The following is a 17,540-nucleotide window of genomic DNA, read 5'->3' as shown; positions in this document are numbered from 1 at the left end:
TCCCGGTACAGGTTGTTCAGGCAGCCCTCCGAAGAGTCGCTCGTGTACGCCGTCGACCCACGCGGTGTGCCTCCGCCGGCAGCTCGCGGCCGGTGGCGGTTGCCACGATCAACTCGACGACCTCCCCTGCGGCGCGGCGGCCGTCGGCGCAGCCGGACGAGGCGCACCGGAACAGTGACGTCGTTGTCGAGGTTGTCGAACTCCAGCACCCGCGGTACCCGCCGGGGTCATTACCCACCGGTGAGCCGCCGCGATGAGGGCGCGTCCGGTCGCTCACGACTCGGCGTTCGTCGAGGTATCCCTGCGACGGGTGGCTGCCGCGATGGCCTTCCGATCCACTCGGCAAAATAAATAATAATTTAGTATTGACACCGTTGGGCGTGGTGGGCGACTCTGATCGAAGCAAAGTTGCCCAGGCGAGACATCGAGGTCACATGCAGGTCAAGAGGAAGTGGGGCGCCATCCTCGGCGCGGTGCTGATCGCCGCGACCGTCGCGGGCTGCGCGGGCAAGGTCGGCGAGAACGGCCGTGTCGGGGTCGTCTACCTGAACGCCGAGGGCTACTACGCAGGCGTGGCGAAAGGTCTGAACGAGACCTTCACCGAACTGCCCGACGCGCCCCAGCTGCTCGCGTCCAATATCCAGTCGGACGCCTCCAAGGAGAGCACCTTCGTCGATACGGTCGCCTCGGTGCAGGCCGACGCGCTGATCATCTCGCCGGCTTCCGCCACCGCCTCCGTCCCCGCGCTGCGGCTCGCGCACGAGGGCGGCGTACCGATCATCTGCTACAACACCTGCATCGCCGACGAGGCCGCCCGTGAGCTGGTTTCTGCCTACGTGCTCGGCGACCCCAAGGAATTCGGTGCCGCTTCGGGACGCCAGATGGCGGCCTACTTCCGGGAGAAGGGCATCACCGCACCGAAGGTGGCGGTGATCAACTGCGAACAGTTCGAGGTGTGCATTCAGCGCCGGATCGGGTTCGAGGAAGCGCTCACCGCGGCGGCTCCCGGGGCCACCATCGTGGCCAACCAGCAGGGGCTGACCCTCGATGAGGCAGTTCAGCGTGCCGAGCAGATCCTCACGGCCCAGCCCGATATCGACGCGTTCTACGGTGAGGCCGGTTCGCAGATGATCGGTGCGGCACGCGCTGTCCAAGCCCGGGGCAAGGCCGGTGCCGTGGCGGTGTTCGGCGGCGATATGTCGACGCAGGCGGCCGGCATGCTGCGCGACGGCACCATCCTCAAAGGTGTCACCGACATCTCCGGTATCAAGGTCGGCGAACTGGCCGGCCGCGCGGCCGTCGATGTCATCGATGGCCACCCACCCACCGAATTCGTGATCCCGGCCCCGGTCGACGAGTACGTCGGACCGCAGGCCGCGGCGGACTGGCTCGAGACGCATCCGGACGGAATCCCATGACCCCCGCACCCGCCGCGAATCCGCCCCACCCCCGGAAGGACACCATGGATCAGCGCACGGACGATCCCGCGGTCGTCGTCGAGATCGAGGGATTGACCAAGCACTACGCCGGTGTGCAGGCACTGACCGATGCTTCGGTCACGATTCGCGCCGGTGAGGTGCGGGCACTGCTCGGCCGCAACGGCGCGGGCAAGTCCACGATGATCCGGCTGCTCGCGGGTGTCGAGACCCCCGACCGGGGAACCATCCGCGTCGGTGACGAACTACTCGGCAACGGCGGCGTCCGGCGGTCGACGGCGCTCGGCATCGAGACCGTCTACCAGGAACTGAGCCTGGTCCCGGAACTGACCGTCGCGGAGAACATGTTCCTCGGCGTCTGGCCCCGCACCGCCGGGCGCGTCGATTACGACACCATGGGCCGCGAAACCGCCGCCGTCCTGAAGGAACTCGCACTCGATATCGACCCGCTCGGCCGGGTCGAGTCCCTTCCACTCGCCGAACAGCAGCTCGTCGAGATCTGCCGGGCAGTCCGACGCAAGCCGCGGCTGCTCATCCTCGACGAACCGACCAGTGCGCTGGCCGCCGCCGAGGTCCAGGTGGTTCTGCGGACCGTCGAGCAGATCGCGGCGGCCGGGGTCGCCGTCGTGTATGTCAGCCACCGCCTGGACGAGATCCGGCAGGTCGCCTCGACCGCGACCGTGATGCGCGACGGCCGGGTGGTCGAGACCGTCTCGCTGGAGAATACGAGCACCGCCGATATCGTGGCGCTGATGGTCGGCTCCGCCGCGCCGGCCGTGGCGGAACGCACCGAGCGCGTCGTGGACCGCTCCGGGACGCCGTTGCTCTCGGTGCGAAATCTGGTGCTGCCGCCGATGATCCGCGAGGTTTCCTTCGATGTGCATCCGGGCGAAGTGCTCGGGATCGCCGGCCTGATGGGCTCGGGTCGCAGCGAACTACTCCGCGCTGTCGCGGGATTCCATCCGATCTCGTCCGGCTCCGTCGCGGTGGCCGGGACCGAGGTCCGCAATGTCAGCGCGGCCCGGATGAAGGCTCTGGGAGTCGGCATGACACCCGAGGACCGCAAGGGTGCGGGCATCGTGCCGTTACTCGGTGTCGACGAGAACATGCTGATATCGGATTATCGGACCGTCAGCTCCGGACCGACCATCGTGTATCGCCGTTTCCGCGCGGCGGCCGCCGACCTGATCTCGCGGCTGTCGATCGCGACTGCGCACACGGAGACACCGATCGTCAACCTCAGTGGCGGCAACCAGCAGAAGGCGGTCATCGGTCGCTGGCTGCACGCGGGCAGCCGGATCCTGCTGCTCGACGAACCCACCCGCGGTGTCGATGTCGCGGCGAAGTCCCAGATCTACCGCCTCGTCCGGGAACTCGCCGCCGGCGGCGCCGCCGTGGTGTTCGTCTCGGGCGAGCTCGAGGAGCTGCCCCTGGTCTGCGACCGGGTGCTCGCGCTCCGGGGCGGCGAGATCACCGAGGAGCTCACCGGCTCCGATATCACCATCGCCTCCGTCCTCGCCGCCGCGATGGCGGCCTGACCACCACGAAGCCAAGACACGAGAAGAGGACCCCGTGGTCATCACCAAGAACAGTCTCCAGCCGGGTGATTCCCGCACCGCACGCGGCTGGCTGGGCTCGCGTAGTCATCAGCTCAACGAAATCGGCCTCGTGGTGGCGATCGCAGCGCTCTACGTGGTGCTCGGTCTGACCGCGTCGGGCTTCCTGGACGGTTCGAACCAGCTGGGTATCCTGCGCGACGCCGCGACGATCGGCATCGCTGCCTGGGGCGTCACGCTGGTGATCATCGCGGGCGATATCGACATCAGCATCGGTCCCGCCGTCGCATTCGCCTCGGTGCTGGTCGCGATGGGCAGTACCCAATGGGGATTGGGTGTGTTCGGTGCCGTACTCCTCACTCTGGTGCTCGGTGCGGCGTGGGGCGCACTCGCCGGATGGCTGCGGGCCACCTTCAATGTGCCTTCCTTCATCGCCACCCTCGGCCTGTGGAGCGTCCTCGGCGGGCTCGGCCTCTATCTCACCGACGCCCTACCCGTGGTGCTCCCCGACAGCGGACTGTTCGACCTGCTGGGCGGTTCCGTCCTCGGTATCCCGACGTCCGCGGTGGTGATGCTGGTCCTGTTCGCCGTGTTCGTCTATATCGCCAAGTTCACCGCGTACGGCCGTTCGGTGTACGCGATCGGCGGTAACGCGGCTGCCGCCCAGCTCGCCGGCATCAATCTCACCAAGGTGCGCATCCTGCTGTTCGCGACCACCGGCCTGCTCTCGGCGATCACCGGCGTACTCCTCGCCTCCCGGCTCGGCGCGGGTTCCGGCAGCGCGGGAGCCGGCCTGGAGTTCGACATCATCGCGGCCGTCGTCATCGGCGGTGCCGCACTCGCCGGCGGCCGGGGCACGATGCTGGGCACCCTGCTCGGCGTCGTCTTCATCACCGTCATCGGCAACGGACTCGTCCTGCTCGGGGTGAACTCCTTCCTGCAGGACGTCATTCGCGGCGTGATCATCGTCGGCGCCGTCCTGATCAACGCGCTCGTCGTCCGCCGCGGCGCCGCGGCCACCCGCACCGCATGACCGGCTCTCCCATCGATACGGGCTCGGTACCGTCGTCGTTCACCGCACGGGCCCGCCCCGGCCGCCCTCAGGAGGAATTGTGACCACAACCGAACCGGGGACCCAAACCGTTCCCGAGACGATGCCGGGCATCTACCTCCCCGGCAACTCCACCACCGAGATGCGGCAGGTCCCCGTGCCGACACCCGGTCCGGGACAACTACTCGTCGAGGTCGGCGCCGCGGGGATCTGCGGGACCGACATCAGCTACATCTACCGGGAGTACAAGGCCCACCGCGGTATCGACGGACCCGCGTACCGCGGGGTCGTCTCCGGCCACGAGCCGTCCGGTCGCATCGTCGCCGCCGGGCCCGGTTGCGCCCGCTTCGGCGTCGGCGACCGGGTCATCGTCTACCACATCGCCGGCTGCGGACTCTGCGACAATTGCCGCCGCGGTTTCTACATCAGCTGCACCGCACCGTCCCGGGAGTCCTACGGCTGGCAGCGCGACGGTGGCAACGCGCGCTACGTTCTGGCCGAGGAGCGCACCTGTGTGCCGCTGCCCGCGGAACTGTCCTATGTCGACGGTGCGCTCATCGCCTGCGGATTCGGCACCGCCTACGAGGGACTGCGCCGCATCGGCGTCAGCGGGGAAGGTGACCTGCTGGTCGTCGGCCTGGGACCGGTCGGCCTCGCGGCCGGCATGATCGGCCGCGGGATGGGCGCCCGCCGCGTGGTCGGCGTCGAACCGTCCGAGGTGCGCCGGAGCTGGGCCGGCTCGCTCGGCATCTTCGATACCACCGTCACACCGAGCGAGGCGGATGCCGAACTCGACCGGCTCACCGACGGATCCGGGTTCGCCTTCACCGTGGACGCGTCCGGGTCGGCACCCGGCCGCTCCACCGCGGTCGAGCACACGGCCGAATGGGGTCACGTCTCGTTCATCGGCGAGGGCGGCCGCTTCGACAGCGAGGTCTCCGACACGCTGCTGCACAAGCAGTTGACGCTGCACGCCTCGTGGGTGACGTCCCTGCAGGCGATGTCGGATCTGGCGACCAACCTCGTCGCCTGGGGCCTGCGTCCCGAAGCCGTTGTCAGCGACCGGTTCACCCTCGACGAGGCGGACCGGGCCTTCGCCCTCGCCGCGGGGGGCAGCCGCGGCAAGGTCGTCTTCGTCTCGGACTCACTACAGTGACCCGGCCGCCCTCCCCCGGACCTCTCGTCGAGATCGATGCGGGTTCCGCGGGCCGTCCCGACACCGTATGGCTCGACAACGCGGTGTTGCGGCTCGGGTTCGTCCCCGCACTGGGCGGGCGGCTGCTCTCGGTGCGATTGCACGGCCGGGAAACCCTGTGGCGCAATACCGAACTGCTCGACGAGAACCTGCACCCGATGCCGCCGCACGTGCCCGCGCCGGTCTCGGGGCCGATGAGTGTCTGGAACAACTACGGCGGCGACAAAACGTGGCCCGCACCGCAGGGATGGTCCGGCCCGGCCGAGTGGGCGGGCCCGCCGGATCCGGTGCTGGACTCCGGCCCGTACGACCGGCGGGTGGAGCGCCTACCCGGGACGGTGACGCTGACGATGACCAGCGGCCACGACCCGCGCACCGGCCTGACCCTGACCCGGGCCGTCACGCTGCGGGACGGGCAGAGCTGCTACGACGTGCGTCTCGAAGCCCGGAACACGTCGGCGCGGCCGGTGCGGTGGGCGCTGTGGAACGTCACCCAGCGCGCCGCCGGCGAGCCCGGCAGCGGCGGCGTGTACATCGGCGTCACCGACGGCGACCACCGGGCGGTACCACTCGCGGTCGGCACCGGATCGCCCCGGCACGAGGTTCTCGGCACCGATCGGGTCCTGGTGCCGCACCAGGATGTCGTCGGCAAAGTCGGATTCCCCGGCGCGAGTGGATGGCTGGCGCACGGCGCGCACGGCCTCACCACCACCCAGGCTTTCAGCGCCGATCCGCGCGGTGACTATCCCGACGGGGGATCCCGGGTGGAGGTATGGATGGAACACCCGCTGGGCGAACCGATCGAGCATCTCGGCGGCCTGCATCCACGCGCGCGGATCGTGGAGATCGAACTCCTCGGCCCGTCGACGACGCTGGCCCCGGGCGAACACACCGCGCTCGAGTACCGATGCGCGACCGCCGCCGGTGCGGGTGAGGTCCGCGCCGTCACTCCGGTCGGGCACTGGGAGAGCGGCGCCCGGTTCGCCGCGTACGTCGGCGGCGAGCTCCTGGCCGACGGCGTCCCCCGCGGCAGGGTGCATCCCGGTGCGGTGACCACGCTGGACAGCCGCCTGATCGGTAGCCGTGTCACGCTGCGCGAGCACGGAACCGGAGGCGACCACGACCTGGGCACCGTACCCGGTCCCGACCGGGTACACGACCGGAAGGAGACCCCGTGACCGCAGAACCCGACACCGGCACGGTGCTGATCACCGGCGCGGCCCGGGGAATCGGCGCCGCGACCGCCCGCCGGATGGCGACCTGCGGATGGTCGGTCGTGCTGTTCGACCGCGACGAGAAGGTCGCCGATACGGCCGCGTCGATCGAATCGGCGGGCGGCCGAGCCCTGGCCTGCCGCGGCGATGTGACCTCCGAATCCGACTGGGCGGCAGCGCTCGCACGCGCCCACGAGACGTTCGGCCCCCTCGACGCGCTCGTCTGCAACGCGCTCGCCACCGATCACACCCCGCTGCACGAGATGACGCTCGCCTCGTGGCAGCGGCAGTTGGACGTCAACCTCACCGGCGCCTTCCACGGCGTCCGGGCGTGCCTGCCCGACCTGCGCCGCGACCGGCGCGGCGCGATCGTCATCGTCTCCTCCGTCCATGCCGGCTTCGGGCTGCCCGGGGTACCCGCCTACGCCGCGACGAAAGCCGGATTGACCGGCCTGACCCGGCAGCTCGCCACCGAATACGGTGGCGAAGTCCGGGTGAACTGTGTGCTGCCCGGACCGATCCTGACGGCGCAGTGGGACGGGAGCGCCGAAGACGAGCGCGCCGCGAGCGCCGCCGAGACGGTCATCGGGCGGCTCGGCGATCCCGAGGAGGTGGCCGGTCCCATCGAGTTCCTGCTCGGTGCCTCCGCGTCCTTCGTCACCGGCGCCACCCTCACCGTCGACGGCGGATGGAGCATCACCAAGAATTCGTCCTGACCGCATCCATGCCGGGGTGTGACAGCAATTCACCGAGAACGGGTCGAGGAGAAGAGATGACAGGCTATGCGGGACGCGGGGTCCACGGTTCGACGGTGGAACTGCTCGGTTCTCGAATCGTGGACGGGACGATAGCCCCTGGCGAGGTCCTTGATCTCCGGGAGATCGGCGCGCAGATGGACCTGTCGATGACCGCGCTGCGCGAGGCGATCAAGGTGCTCGCGGCCAAGGGGCTGGTCGACTCCCGTCAGCGCCGCGGAACGTTCGTCCGGGACCGGGCCCAGTGGAATGTGCTCGACGGCGATGTGATCCGCTGGCGGCACTCCGCCGGTGACGCGTCCGCGATGCTGGACGAACTCGCCGAGGTGCGGGCGATCATCGAACCGTCCGCTGCCGGACTGGCCGCGCTGCGCCGCACCGACGAGGACCTCGCGGACTTCGAGAAGTGCCTCGCCGAGATGGCCGCCGCCGCGACCGGAACCGCGGAGCAGGCCGCCGCGGCGGACCTGGCCTGGCATGAACTGCTGTTGCGGGCCGCGCACAACGAGATGCTGGCCAGCATGAACGTGCTCATCAAACCGGCGCTGATGGTTCGGGACTCACTCGTGCACTACCACACCACCGACGACCCGGTGCCGAGCCACCGCGCAGTCGTCGACGCCATCCGGGCGGGCGATCCCACGGCCGCGGTGGCATCGACCCGGGCACTCCTCGACAAGGCCGCAGCCGACCTGTCGAGCGTGCTCAATCTCCTCGACAGTAAGGAATCAGGGTGAAGATCACGGCTATCGATACCTTCGCAGTCGCGCCACGATGGCTGTTCTGCCGCATCGATACCGATACCGGCATCGTGGGCTGGGGCGAGCCGGTGGTCGAAGGCCGGTCCGATACGGTTCGCGCCGCGGTCCACGAGCTCGCCGAACTGCTGATCGGCAAGGACCCGCGTACGGTCGAGGCGCACTGGCAGGTCCTGACCAAGGGCGGCTTCTACCGTGGCGGTCCGGTGCTTTCCAGTGCTGTCGCCGGCATCGACCAGGCGCTGTGGGACATCCTCGGCAAATCACTGGACGTACCGGTGCACCAGCTACTCGGTGGCGCGGTTCGCGACCGGGTCCGCGTGTACGGGTGGGTCGGCGGCGACGAACCGGACGAGGTCGCCGACGCCGCCCGCGCCCAGATCGAGGCCGGTCTGACCGCGCTGAAAATGAACGCGTGCGGACGATTCGACCGATTGGCGGCGCCCGCCGGACTCGACAGCGTCGTCGAACGCGTCGGCAAGGTCCGGGAGGCGATCGGCGACCGGAACGACATCGCGGTCGACTTCCACGGTCGCGTCGCGGTCGCGGACGCGCGCCGGCTCGTATCGATGCTCGAGCCGATGCGTCCGCTGTTCGTCGAGGAACCGGTACTGCCGGAACTGAGCCACCGGTTGCGGGATGTGGTGGAGTCGACGACCGTGCCGATCGCGACCGGCGAACGCCTGTACTCCCGAACCGAATTCCTGCCCGTGCTCGAATCGGGTGTCGCGATCGTACAACCGGATCTCTCCCACGCCGGCGGCATCTCCGAGGTCCGGCGTATCGGCTCCCTGGCCGAAACCTTCGGCGCGCTACTCGCCCCGCACTGCCCGCTCGGCCCGCTGGCCTTGGCCGCCAGCCTGCAGGTCGCGCTCGCGACCCCGAACTTCCTGCTACAGGAACAATCTATCGGCATCCACTACAACCAGGGCAGTGCCGAACTGCTCGACTACGTCCTGGACCGCTCCCCGCTGCGGTTCGTCGACGGGCATATCGAGCGTTGGGACGCACCGGGTCTCGGGGTCGCCATCGACGAGGCCGCCGTCCGCGCGGCCGACGCCGTCGCGACCGGCTGGCACGGGCCGATCTGGCACCATCCCGACGGATCGTTCGCCGAATGGTGACCCCGCTCCGCGACCACCGACGACCCGAGAACCGACGAAATCGAGGCATCTCATGACCCTGCTCGACGACTTGCGCGAACACCGGCTCCTCGGCATCATTCGTGGCACCGACGCCGCCGCGTCGATCGACACCGCGCTGGCTCTCGCCGACGAGGGCGTCCGGTTGTTCGAGGTCTCCCTCACCTCGGCCGATGCGCTGCGAGTGATCGAGGAGATCGCGACGCGGCTGGACGGACGGATCCAGCTCGGCGCGGGCACCGTTCTCACGCCCGACCAGGTGCTCCGAGTGCGGGAGGCCGGCGCCACCTACGTCGTCACCCCGGCCGTGGCGCCTTCGGTGCCCGCGGCGATCGAGCGCGGCATCCCGGTGCTCTGCGGTGCTCTGACTCCCACCGAGATCGTCACCGCGGTCGGGCTCGGGGTGGACGCGGTCAAGATCTTCCCGGCATCCGCGATGGGCCCCGGATACTTCAAGGATCTGCGCGCACCGTTCCCCGAGGTCCCGCTCGTCCCGGTCGGCGGTGTCGGTGCGGACACCGTGCCCGCCTACCTCGCCAACGGCGCGATCGCGGTCGGTGTCGCGAGCCCGCTGTGCGGCGACGCCCCCGACGGCGGCGACCTGAACGCGCTGCGCGTGCGGGCGCGGTCCTTCCACGCGGCCGTACGGGAGCAGGCATGAGCGGGTCAGGCCCGAAGGCGGTAGCGCAGCGTCACCACGCAGGGCTCCCGCTCATGCCCAATAGGCAGAGCGTGAACGCGACAGCCGAGCGCACGCTCGACGTCGTCACCGTCGGTGAGACGATGGTGGCGGTCCGCGTCGCGGGCCATATCCGCTTCGGTGGCGACGCCACGGTGGCCGTCGCGGGCGCGGAATCCAATGTGGCGATCGGCCTCGCCCGTCTCGGTCACCGGGTGCGGTGGAGTGGCAGGCTCGGCGCCGACGAGTCCGGCGAGCTGGTATTGCGCACCCTGCGCGCGGAGAACATCCTCGTCGACACCGCCTCCCGCGATGCCGAACGCGCCACCGGCCTGGTGATGTTCGAGCAGCGGCTGCCGGATGTGACCCGCGTGGAATACCATCGCCGCGACTCCGCGGGCTCCCGGCTCCGCGCCGCGGATTCCGTCGCGGCACTGGCGGAGCCGCCGCGGATCCTGCACCTCACCGGGGTGACACCGGCCTTGTCCGCGAGTGCCGCCGAGGCCGTGACAGCGGCTGTGCGCATCGCCCGCGAAGGCGGCGCACTGATCTCCTTCGACGTGAACTTCCGCTCCCGGCTGTGGGATCCGGATACCGCCGCGGCAGTACTGCGTCCGCTGGCCCGCGCTGCGGATCTGGTGATCGCGTCCGAGGACGAACTGGGTCTGGTCGCCCGTGACCCCGCAGAACTCATCGACTGCGGGGTTTCGGAAGTGGTGCGCAAGCTCGGCGCGAACGGCGCCGCCGCATATACCGACGCGGGCGTGACCACCGCGGCGGGACACCGGGTGAGTGTCGTCGACTCGATCGGCGCCGGCGACGCCTTCACCGCGGGATACCTGTCCGCGCTGCTCGACGGCGGCGACATCGCCGAACGGCTCGCCCGCGGAAACACCCTCGGCGCGTTCGCGGTCTCGAGCCGCGGTGACTGGGAAGGGTTGCCCGGACGCAACGAGCTGGCCTTGATCGAGGCGAGTTCGGGGCTGGCGCTGCGATGAGCGCGGTAGGCGAGTGGACCGCGCTCGGCACGGCGCGGCACGAACTCGGCGAGGGCGCGCGAGCGACCGTCAGCGGCTTCCTGTTCGTCGACCTGCTGGCGGGAGTGCTGCTCGAGACCGACGGCACGCCGTCCCCGGGGACCGAGGGCGATCCGGCGCACCTGACGCGTGAGGTGTTGCGGCTCGACGTCCCTCTCGGTGCCGTCGCGCCGCGGATGGGCGGCGGCTGGATAGCCGCTGCCGGCACTGGAATCGCACTACTCGACGTATCGGACCGGGCAGGATCGAGCGCCCCCGCCGTCGAGATCGAATGGCTGGCGAGGCCGTTCGATGACGCGCCGGTACCGATGCGGATGAACGATGGTGTCGCCGATCCGCGCGGGCGGTTCTGGGCCGGCGCGATGCCCTACGACGGCACCCCGGGCGCCGGGCGGCTGGTGCGGGTCGACCCCGACGGCAACGTCCAGGTGGTTCTCGACGGGCTCACCATCCCCAACGGCCCGGTATTCAGCCCCGATGGCGCCATCATGTACCTCGCCGACAGCGCGCGGGGGGTGATCCTGCGGTACCGGGTGGAAGCGGACGGTGGAATCGATGAGCCCGCCGTCTTCGCCACGATCGACGACGCGAGCCCCGACGGTATGACCGTCGACGCGGACGGGTGTGTGTGGTCGGCGCTGTGGGGTGGCCGCCGACTGCACAGGTACAGCCCCGATGGCGAACTCATCGACGTAGCGCCCGTTCCGGTGACACAGCCGACGAGCATCGCGGTCGGCGCCGGTGCACCGCACCGAATCGTGGTCACCACCGCGACGCACGGGCTGACCGAACCGGGCCCGCTGGACGGCGCCACCCTGGTCGCATCGACCACGATCGCCGGGCTGCCCACGGCGACCTTCGGCGCCTGAGACTCCGGCCATCCGGTCTACCTCGGCGATCTTCGGATAATCGAGCCGATCTGTGATCGCGCCAGTGGATACCTGGTCACAGAGGCGTTGGGAGTGAGCCGCAGTCTGGACAGCCCGGTTCTCAGCGATCGGGCCCGCGCGACGCGACCTGTCGTAGAACCGCAGCGGCGGGTGCTCACGGATACGGTAGCGGCGTCGCCCCGCGCCGGTCGAGGAAAACCGTCATCAAGGTGATCTCCTGTCGCTGCCCGTCGATCATCGAGACCGCACGGGCCCTGACCGCGTAAACGGCGGTGGTATCCGTCGCGGCCGCCGCCATCTCGATCCCGCCCTGATGGTGCCGGATCATCAGCTGCAGGAACAGCACCTCGCGCTCGGTCCCCTGCGCATTACGTAACCGGGTCAAGTCCTCGTCCGAAGCCATCCCGGCCATGCCCGCGTGATCACGGGCGTGGTCGTGCGCACCGCCGGCGACCGGCTGCTGCGGGGGCGCACCGGCCAATTCCAGCCAACCGGTGAGGGTCCCGATCTCCCGCCACTGCGCGGACCGGATCTGTGCGGCCATCCCGGCGATATCGGGGGCCACATCCGGGCCCAGCATCTCCACCATGGTGATCGCCTGCTGGTGATGCACCGACATCTGCTGAGCGAATGCGATATCGGTATCCGCCAGCACTACCGTCGTCCCGTCCGGATCGGGTCCGGCACCGCGAGCGGAATACCCGATCAGCACCCCGGCCGCGAGACACAGCACCGCCACCACAGCCGCCGAACCCGGTGTCCGCCACCGCCGACCCGTGCCCACGTTCCTCATCGTGGCGGATACACTGCCGGGTCCAGCCGCAAGACCATGAAGCCGTTGTCCATACAGGACACGTACAGCAAGTCGCCGTGGAACTCCGGGGGCGAGAGGCACCAGTCGGCGGACAGATCACCACCGACGAGCCGGCTCTGATCGTTGATCACCCCGTCGAGTCCGGTGTGCCCCTGCATCACCGCGCGGGCCAGAGCCAGGGTGCCGATCACCGGTGGCCCGATGATCGAGCCCACGGTGGCGTGCAGCGAGTTCGGCAACTGAAGGTGCTTACCGGTCTGGGCGGGCGGATTGAAGTAGGCGATCTCCCGGAAGTTCTCGGGGTCACGGATATCGAAGACCCGGATACCGGATTGGATCCAGCCACATGCCAGTGCGCGCGGATCATCGGGCCGGTCCACCGAACAGTAGTGCGCGTCGTAACCGAACGCCCCGTTGCCCGCACTGCTGGAAGCCCAGCGATCCTGGTGCTCGGGAAGATTGATCGCCAGTTTGATGCTGTTGCGCCATATCGGGCGCGCCGGATCGGCAACATCCATCAGTTTCACGCCGCCCGAACCGCCCTCGTCGACCGTGAAGATATAGGGCCGGTCGTTGTAGGTGACGAAAACGCTGTGCTGGTTGATCTGTCCGTCGGTCCAGAACTTCTGGCCGATATGCGGCATCGACTGCGCTATCACGGTGCGCGGCGCCCGGTTCTGCACTGCCGAGACATCGAGCACGGTGAGCCCGCCGAGGTTGGCCAGGAACATGGTGTCGCCGTCCGGGGTAAACCCCATCCCGTGCGCTTCGATACCGGTGAGACCACCCCATACCACCATGGGGTTCGTGGGATCGCTGATATCGACCGCGCTGATCCACCCTGGTGCGATCCCCGAGGCCCAATAGGTGTTGCCGTCCGGGGAGAAATCACCCTCATGGGTCGTGATGGGCACCGGCATGTTCAGCAGCGAGCCGGTCGTGGTGTTCAGCAGCCGCGGATGCGCGCAGTCCTGGGAGATGTCGTAGACCGAGAGGAATCCCGCACCCTCGATCAACCCGACGCCGGTGCCCACGAGCAGACCGCGGCCCTCGTGCACCTTCAGCGATTCCCAGGTGCCGCCGAGCATCGCCGGCTCGGCGAGTACAGCCGTGCGCACCGGATGGGCGGGATCGCCGACATCGACGACATGGACACCCGCGTCGGGGCCGAGCAGGTTGGTCGGGAAGGTCGACGCGATATAGGCGCAGTCCTTGTAGGAGGGGCTGACGGGGCCGGCACCGAGGCCCTGATACTGCCCGACCAGGTCGAGATTACAGTTGTAACCCGCTGTACTGCGCCCGGATCTACGCTCGGCGAGCGGCACCTCACCCTGGATTCCGGTTTCGACCCGGTCACCGGTGCGGCAGGACGCCGGGCCCACCGCGGTCGGCCAGACTCCGGTGAACTCGTCGAATCCTGGTGGTGGTACCGCGTTCCCGACAGCGGAGCCGACGATCAACACTGTCACCGCCGTCAGTGCCACCCCCACTCGGGCGGCCGTACGCCGACCCCACCACCGGGATCTGCCGGAGCGAGGCCGGCAGCGGGTCCAGCGGGTATCGACGCCATTGTCCGGGCCGCTGCTCATTGCGCTTCTCCTTCGTGGTCCCGCACACCACCTCCGACCGGAGGACGGCCGGGACCGGGCTACACCGCCTGGACTGCCGCCGCCGGAAGAATCCGCCGCAGCGCCGCCACCACTTCGTCGGGAGCCTCGAGCGGACCACAGTGCCCGGTCTCGAGTTCGACGAGTTCCACCAGCCACGGCAACTGCTCGGCGATCCGGCGCGAACGGTGCACCGGCGCGATGCGATCGTGCAATCCGGCGATCACCAGGGTCGGCACGGTGAGGACCGCGGCGTCGAGGGCGGTCACCATGCGCACCAGCATGGCGCCGTATCCGCCGCGCCCCCGGCGGGGCGTCGCGGCGATGATCCGGTCCAGGCCCTGCGATAGCGGGCGTTCCGCCGCTTTGCCCACCGCCACTGTGCGCAGCAGGGCGTGCCGCAACGGAAGCCGGCGCGGTAACGGCACACCGGCCAGCGGCACCACAGCGTGGGCGAGCCGTCGCCGGGCGCCGAGTAAACGCTCGGGGCCGCGGAGGAACCGGACGTTGTCGAGGATCTCACCGGGCGTGGAGTTGATCAGCGCGACAGCGGAGACCCTGGCGGCCATTTGTTCCGGATACCGGGCGGCCCAAGCGAGAACGGCGATCCCGCCCATCGAATGGCCGGCGATCACGACGCGCTCCCCGGCGCCGGTGGTGGCGTCGAGAACGGCGGCGAGGTCGTCACCGAGGTGATCGAGGGTGTAGTGGCCCCGGCGGGGAGATTCACTGCGCCCATGACCGCGCTGATCGTAGGCCACGATCCGGTACTCGCCGACGAGTGCGTCGATGATCCTGCGCCAGAAAGGCGTCGCGCACAGAATGCCGTGGGCGAGCACGAGCGTCGGCACCCCGGCCGCACCGTGCACCTCGGTGTGCAACCGGGTGCCGTCGGCGCTGTGGACAATTGCGATTTCCGGAGTAGTCTCCGGACCGGTACTCATCCGCATGCGGCTTCGCGCCGGAGCCGGGTGATCGCGCGCCGGCCCCACTCCACACCCGGTAGTTCTCGCGACACGAGCGGGAGCAGACAGGCGGTGATCACGGCATCGGCGCCGCCGGTGATCGGACGCATCGTGTAGTTCCAGAGCAATGCCCAGCGCAGCACCGGGAACGACGGTGGCCGCGGCGAACCGAGCACGGCGAACACCCGATCGGTCATATCGGGACGCTGGATGATCCACCGGCGCGAGGCGCCGAGAACGTCTGTCGAATCCCCGACCACGCGCCAGGCCGCCGAATCGGGCCGAAACAGCGCCCGCTCGGCCGGATTCGGCCGCCCGATTGCCATGGCCGGAGCGGCGATCACGTCAGTCATGATTCTATTACTAACATAATAGTCTCACCTGCGATACTGGTTCGGTGACACGTCCCGGCGCTCCGCTCTCCAGCCTGTTCGGGCGCGCCGTGGAACGAGCCGTCAGCGACAACAGCGACGACGCCGACGAACAGGTTTTCGACGCAGCGCTCGCCGTCCTTGCCGAACGCGGCACGAAACTCGCGACCGTGGACGATATCGCCACGGCCTCGGGCGTGAGCCGGGCCACCCTGTTCCGCCGCTTCGGCGGCAAGGATCGCCTGTTCGAACTGGCACTGGCCCATGAACTGCGCCGCTTCCTCGCCGCGATCGCCACCGTCTTCCTGACGGTCACCGACCCCACCGAAAGGATCGCCGAGGCGTTCGTGGCCTGCCTGGCCTTGCGTAAACGTTTCTTCCCGAAGCAGGTGGCACCGGAACGCCACTGGGAACTGCCGGTAATGCTCGACCAGGGCGACCCCTCACCGATCGATATCGGTCACCGGTTCATCGCGGCGCATATCGCCGCCGGTCAAACCGAAGGGGTGCTGCCCGGTGGCGACCCCGACCTCCAGGCGGAGGCCATCATCCGGCTGACCCTGGGTTACCTTTTCCTACCCGGTAGCCGGTTCGACCTCGACGACCCGGAGGTCGCCCGCGATGTCGCCCGCCGCACCATCGCCCCACTGGTGACGGCACGATCCTGACCGATCCCCCGAGCCTCCGTAGGGAAGGCATCCGGGGTCAAGGGGTGGCCAGCCGGACCGTCATGCGTTTGATGCCGTGGATGAGCGCACTGTGCCCGTACTCGGGTTTGCCGAGTTCGACCGGCGGAACCTTGGTGATCAGCTCCCGGAACAGATGCTTCAATTCCATGCGGGCCAGCCAGGCGCCGAGGCAGTGGTGGGGGCCGCCACCACCGAATCCGGCGTGGTGGTTGGGGTCGCGGGTGATATCGAAAGCGTGCGGATCGTCGAACGCCGACTCGTCGCGGTTGGCGGAACTGTAGAACATCACGACTTTCTCACCTGCCGCGATCGGGGTTCCCGCGATCTCGGTGTCGCGGGTCGCTCGGCGGGCGAAGTGCACCACGACGCTGCCCCAGCGGATGAATTCCTCGATCGCGGTGTTCATCCGCCCATCGAGATCCTCGCGTAGCCAGTCGATTTGGCCCGGATGCTCCACGAGCGCTTTGAAGGCATGGGAGGTGGTCTGTTTGGTGGTGTCGTTGCCGGCGGCGGAGATCAGCACCATGAACGCGCCGATGTCCTCATCGCTGAGACGGTGCCCGTCGAATTCGGCGTCGATCATCGCGGTCATGAGGTCGTTGCGCGGTTCCGCACGGCGCCGCCGGGCCAGATCGGTGCCGGCGGCTTGGAGGATGCCGATCTGCCTGTGGAGGAACTCGGCGCGCTCCTCGAGGCTCGTGTACTCGAGGTCGGTGGTGCCGAACAGGGCTTCGGTCGCGAACGCGACCGCCTCGCGGTCGGCCGCTGGAATGCCGATCATCTGCGAAATGGTCTGCATGGGCAGTTTCCGGGATACCGCATCGACGAAATCGAGGGTCTCGCCGGTCCGCAGATCGGCGACGAAATCGTCGACGATCCGGGTGGCATTGGCGCGGACCTGCTCTTCCACCCGCTGGATCTGGCGCGGAGTGAACGCCGAGCTGATCAATTTCCGGTAGCGGGTGTGCCGGGGCGCGTCCAGGGCGATGAAGAATTTGGTGCTGTATTCGACATCGGGCGGCAGATACCCCAGGGTCGTGCCGCCTTCCGAGGAGAAGATCTCCGGGTTCCGGCTGACCTGCACGATATCCCGGTACCGGGTGACAGCCCAGAAACCCGGATCGGGATCGGCGAAGATCAGCGAATCCGGCGGGGCATGCCAGGTGAGGCCCTCGGCCGCGCGCAACCGGGCGAACGCCGCCTCCCGACCGTCGAAGTCCTGCTCCCAGAACTCATAACTGGAGATATCGACCTCATGATGGGACCGCGTGGACGCCGTACTGCCTGTCTCTGTCATGACCGCCTCCGAACCGGGTGTGCTCTCCCCATGGTGGCATCCCTGGGCGTCGGGGTCTCGAAATCGACCCGGAACCGAACCCGG

General features: G+C 68.9%; 17 protein-coding genes. 12 read left to right on the top strand and 5 right to left on the bottom strand.

The window, feature by feature from the left end; all coding sequences use genetic code 11:
- The first annotated feature begins 434 nt into the window (after window positions 1-434).
- The 11 genes from NGR01S_RS11615 (at window position 435) to NGR01S_RS11565 (ending at window position 11,692) form a co-directional block, all read left to right on the top strand.
- The gene (locus NGR01S_RS11615) at window positions 435-1,418 is read left to right on the top strand and encodes a substrate-binding domain-containing protein (protein ID WP_063036182.1); all 984 of its coding nucleotides are present in this window, start codon (window positions 435-437) and stop codon (window positions 1,416-1,418) included.
- Between the two features lie 44 nt (window positions 1,419-1,462).
- Window positions 1,463-2,974, top strand: coding sequence for a sugar ABC transporter ATP-binding protein (locus NGR01S_RS11610; protein WP_063036336.1), 1,512 nt, complete (start codon window positions 1,463-1,465; stop codon window positions 2,972-2,974).
- 34 nt (window positions 2,975-3,008) lie between these two features.
- Complete coding sequence (locus NGR01S_RS11605; protein ID WP_245664532.1) at window positions 3,009-4,025, top strand: ABC transporter permease; 1,017 nt, start codon at window positions 3,009-3,011, stop codon at window positions 4,023-4,025.
- A 79-nt stretch (window positions 4,026-4,104) separates the two neighbouring features.
- Window positions 4,105-5,199: a zinc-dependent alcohol dehydrogenase family protein gene (locus NGR01S_RS11600; RefSeq protein WP_063036181.1), complete on the top strand. Its 1,095-nt coding sequence runs from the start codon at window positions 4,105-4,107 to the stop codon at window positions 5,197-5,199.
- Window positions 5,196-6,416, top strand: coding sequence for a DUF4380 domain-containing protein (locus NGR01S_RS11595; RefSeq protein WP_063036180.1), 1,221 nt, complete (start codon window positions 5,196-5,198; stop codon window positions 6,414-6,416). Before NGR01S_RS11600 ends, NGR01S_RS11595 begins: the two co-directional genes overlap by 4 nt.
- Window positions 6,413-7,168 (top strand): SDR family NAD(P)-dependent oxidoreductase, encoded by a 756-nt coding sequence (locus NGR01S_RS11590; protein WP_063036179.1) that lies wholly within the window; start codon window positions 6,413-6,415, stop codon window positions 7,166-7,168. The genes NGR01S_RS11595 and NGR01S_RS11590 overlap by 4 nt, the downstream gene beginning before the upstream one ends.
- 56 nt (window positions 7,169-7,224) lie before the next feature.
- A complete protein-coding gene (locus NGR01S_RS11585) occupies window positions 7,225-7,944 on the top strand; it encodes a FadR/GntR family transcriptional regulator (protein ID WP_063036178.1) in 720 nt (239 codons plus the stop codon).
- Window positions 7,941-9,089, top strand: a complete 1,149-nt coding sequence (gene dgoD, locus NGR01S_RS11580; protein ID WP_063036177.1) for a galactonate dehydratase — start codon at window positions 7,941-7,943, stop codon at window positions 9,087-9,089. The genes NGR01S_RS11585 and dgoD overlap by 4 nt, the downstream gene beginning before the upstream one ends.
- A gap of 52 nt (window positions 9,090-9,141) precedes the next feature.
- On the top strand, window positions 9,142-9,768 hold the full coding sequence (locus NGR01S_RS11575) for a bifunctional 4-hydroxy-2-oxoglutarate aldolase/2-dehydro-3-deoxy-phosphogluconate aldolase (RefSeq protein WP_063036176.1): 627 nt from the start codon (window positions 9,142-9,144) through the stop codon (window positions 9,766-9,768).
- A 53-nt stretch (window positions 9,769-9,821) separates the two neighbouring features.
- Window positions 9,822-10,784, top strand: a complete 963-nt coding sequence (locus tag NGR01S_RS11570) for a sugar kinase (RefSeq protein ID WP_063036175.1) — start codon at window positions 9,822-9,824, stop codon at window positions 10,782-10,784.
- A complete protein-coding gene (locus NGR01S_RS11565; RefSeq protein ID WP_063036174.1) occupies window positions 10,781-11,692 on the top strand; it encodes an SMP-30/gluconolactonase/LRE family protein in 912 nt (303 codons plus the stop codon). Before NGR01S_RS11570 ends, NGR01S_RS11565 begins: the two co-directional genes overlap by 4 nt.
- 175 nt (window positions 11,693-11,867) lie before the next feature.
- Here the strand turns inward: NGR01S_RS11565 and NGR01S_RS11560 are convergent, their stop codons facing one another.
- From NGR01S_RS11560 to NGR01S_RS11545, 4 genes are read right to left on the bottom strand one after another with little or no spacing between them, the layout of a single operon-like run.
- Window positions 11,868-12,497 carry a DUF305 domain-containing protein gene (locus NGR01S_RS11560; RefSeq protein WP_245664531.1) on the bottom strand — a complete coding sequence of 210 codons (630 nt, stop codon included), beginning with the start codon at window positions 12,495-12,497 and terminating at the stop codon, window positions 11,868-11,870.
- Between the two features lie 5 nt (window positions 12,498-12,502).
- The gene (locus NGR01S_RS11555; protein WP_245664530.1) at window positions 12,503-14,116 is read right to left on the bottom strand and encodes an LVIVD repeat-containing protein; all 1,614 of its coding nucleotides are present in this window, start codon (window positions 14,114-14,116) and stop codon (window positions 12,503-12,505) included.
- A 59-nt stretch (window positions 14,117-14,175) separates the two neighbouring features.
- The gene (locus tag NGR01S_RS11550) at window positions 14,176-15,078 is read right to left on the bottom strand and encodes an alpha/beta fold hydrolase (protein ID WP_063036172.1); all 903 of its coding nucleotides are present in this window, start codon (window positions 15,076-15,078) and stop codon (window positions 14,176-14,178) included.
- Window positions 15,075-15,452, bottom strand: a complete 378-nt coding sequence (locus NGR01S_RS11545) for a hypothetical protein (protein WP_063036171.1) — start codon at window positions 15,450-15,452, stop codon at window positions 15,075-15,077. Before NGR01S_RS11545 ends, NGR01S_RS11550 begins: the two co-directional genes overlap by 4 nt.
- Window positions 15,453-15,496: 44 nt before the next feature.
- On the opposite strand from NGR01S_RS11545, the gene NGR01S_RS11540 reads away from it, so the two are divergent.
- A complete protein-coding gene (locus NGR01S_RS11540; RefSeq protein WP_084480676.1) occupies window positions 15,497-16,138 on the top strand; it encodes a TetR/AcrR family transcriptional regulator in 642 nt (213 codons plus the stop codon).
- A gap of 37 nt (window positions 16,139-16,175) precedes the next feature.
- Here NGR01S_RS11540 and NGR01S_RS11535 read toward each other — a convergent pair whose 3' ends face one another.
- The gene (locus tag NGR01S_RS11535) at window positions 16,176-17,456 is read right to left on the bottom strand and encodes a cytochrome P450 (protein ID WP_063036169.1); all 1,281 of its coding nucleotides are present in this window, start codon (window positions 17,454-17,456) and stop codon (window positions 16,176-16,178) included.
- Between the last annotated feature and the right edge of the window lie 84 nt (window positions 17,457-17,540).

Source organism: Nocardia grenadensis NBRC 108939, assembly GCF_001613445.1.
Taxonomy (GTDB): Bacteria; Actinomycetota; Actinomycetes; order Mycobacteriales; family Mycobacteriaceae; genus Nocardia; species Nocardia grenadensis.
Note: the sequence above shows the minus strand (reverse complement) of the source record. Positions and strands in the feature narration are given on the sequence as shown.